We start from the raw sequence: 1,711 nt of genomic DNA, 5'->3' as shown, positions 1-1,711 counted from the left end.
CTAGAAGATCACTGAAAATCTTGCGTGTGGGGCTGTCCGGCGGTGGGCCGGGCAGCCCCTTGCCTTATGCGTGTGCCGTTGCGAGCGTCCAGGTGCCGTTGGTGCGGGTGAGGCCGAGGTTGATCAGGCGGCGGAGGTTGAGGGCGGCGGCGCGGTTGTGGAGCCAGGCGTCGTTCTTGATGACGCCGCGGTAGGGCACGCGGCGGTTGCCCTTGGCGACGAGCCAGGCGATCGCGCGCTCCACCGGTGGTCGCCAGCGGCGGTACTCGGCCTGCCAGTCGGGGTCGGTGGCAGCCTGGTCGCGGGCGGCCTTGAGTAGGTCGTACTTGGCGTGGACGCTGAAGACCCGGCCGGTCTTGGACCGGGTGCAGCGGTCCTTGAGCGGACAGTCGGCGCACAGCTTCTTGAACTGGGCCTGCCGGGAGCCGTTCGCCAGCGGTCGGCCGAGCGCGGCGGTGTGTCCGGCGGGGCAGGTGACCTCGCCCCTGTCGGTGTCGACGGTGAACTCGTCGGCGGTGAACCCCCCGGGGACGGCCGGTTTCAGCGGCGGCGGCTTGAGTACCAGGTCGTGGCCCTGGGCCTGGAGGTGTTCACGCAGGTCGCCGGTGCCGTAGGCGGCATCGCCCAGGACGGTGACCGGCGACTCCTCGTCGGCGAGGAGGCCGCGGGCGATTGCGGCCTCGTGGTTCTCGGCCCCGCTGCCTGCGGTCAGGGCGACCTCGGTGAACACTCCCGTCACGGGTTCGAAGGCCACGTGAGCGCGGAAGCCATCCTGGTGACGGGTCCGGTTCTTGTGGATGTGCCGCGCTTCGGGGTCGACGGTGGACACTGTGCGGTCGGGGACTGTCCCTCGGGCGATGCGCCAGCGCCCGTCGCGGCCGTCGGAGTCCTCGGCGGGCTCCACGTCCTGGCCGGCGACCAGGGCCAGCAGCCCGACGGCGTTCGCCGCGGCCTCGCCCAACTGCCGCTCGGGCAGGCGGCCCAGCAGGTTGAGAGCATCGGTGACCAGGGCGTCGACCAGGTCGGCGCGGGCCTGCTCATCGTTCCATGCGATCTTCGGCTTGCCGGGGTCGGTGTAGTCGTGGGCGGTGCACCAGGTGGCGGCGGTCTGCTCGGCGCCGGGGACCTCACGGATGACCCGGCGGATCGCGGCGACCAACTGGGTGACGGTGTCCTGGGTGGCGACCGCGTCGTCCAGCACGGTGGAGTCCAGCGCCCGCCGCTGCCGGCCCTTGAGGACACCGGTGGCCGCGACGACCTCCTTGACCTTGTCAAACAGCCGGTTCGGGTCACCGGAGCGCTGCAGCCGGCGGCGGAAGTACGTCAGCAGCGACGGGTCGAACGCGGTGTCGTGCAGCCCCAGCCCGCACGCCGCCTTCCACCGCAGGTCACAGCGCAGTTCCTGCACAGTCTCGAAGTCCGAGAGCCCGTGCAGACTCTGCAACACCACCGTCGCGGCCAGCACCTGCGGCGGCATCGACGGCCGCCCGTTCGTCGAGGGGTACATGTCCGCGAACATCGACCCGGGGAACAGCACCTCACGGTGCTCGGCCAGGAACGCGAACACGCTCCCGGCCGGTATCAGCTCCCGGCAGGTCTCCCACACGTCCTCGCCGACGCTCTCCCCGCCCCATTCCCCCTGCATACGCAGCAGTCTGGCCCCACACCAGTACGCGCGAGGCCAGAACCGAGATTTTCAGTGATCTTCTAG

Annotated in this window: 1 protein-coding gene; it reads right to left on the bottom strand. The window is 70.6% G+C overall.

Annotated features, from left to right (window positions below):
• Positions 1-64: 64 nt before the first annotated feature.
• Complete coding sequence (locus ACFV9O_RS40265; RefSeq protein ID WP_385428032.1) at positions 65-1,645, bottom strand: IS1182 family transposase; 1,581 nt, start codon at positions 1,643-1,645, stop codon at positions 65-67.
• Positions 1,646-1,711 lie beyond the last annotated feature (66 nt).

Source organism: Streptomyces sp. NPDC059909 (genome assembly GCF_042730885.1).
In the GTDB taxonomy this organism is placed as follows: domain Bacteria; phylum Actinomycetota; class Actinomycetes; order Streptomycetales; family Streptomycetaceae; genus Streptomyces.
Note: the sequence above shows the minus strand (reverse complement) of the source record. Positions and strands in the feature narration are given on the sequence as shown.

Coding starts and splice junctions, on each gene's coding strand:
- ACFV9O_RS40265 (WP_385428032.1), bottom strand. CDS start 1,645: ATGCAGGGGGAATGGGGCGGGGAGAGCGTCGGCGAGGACGTGTGGGAG.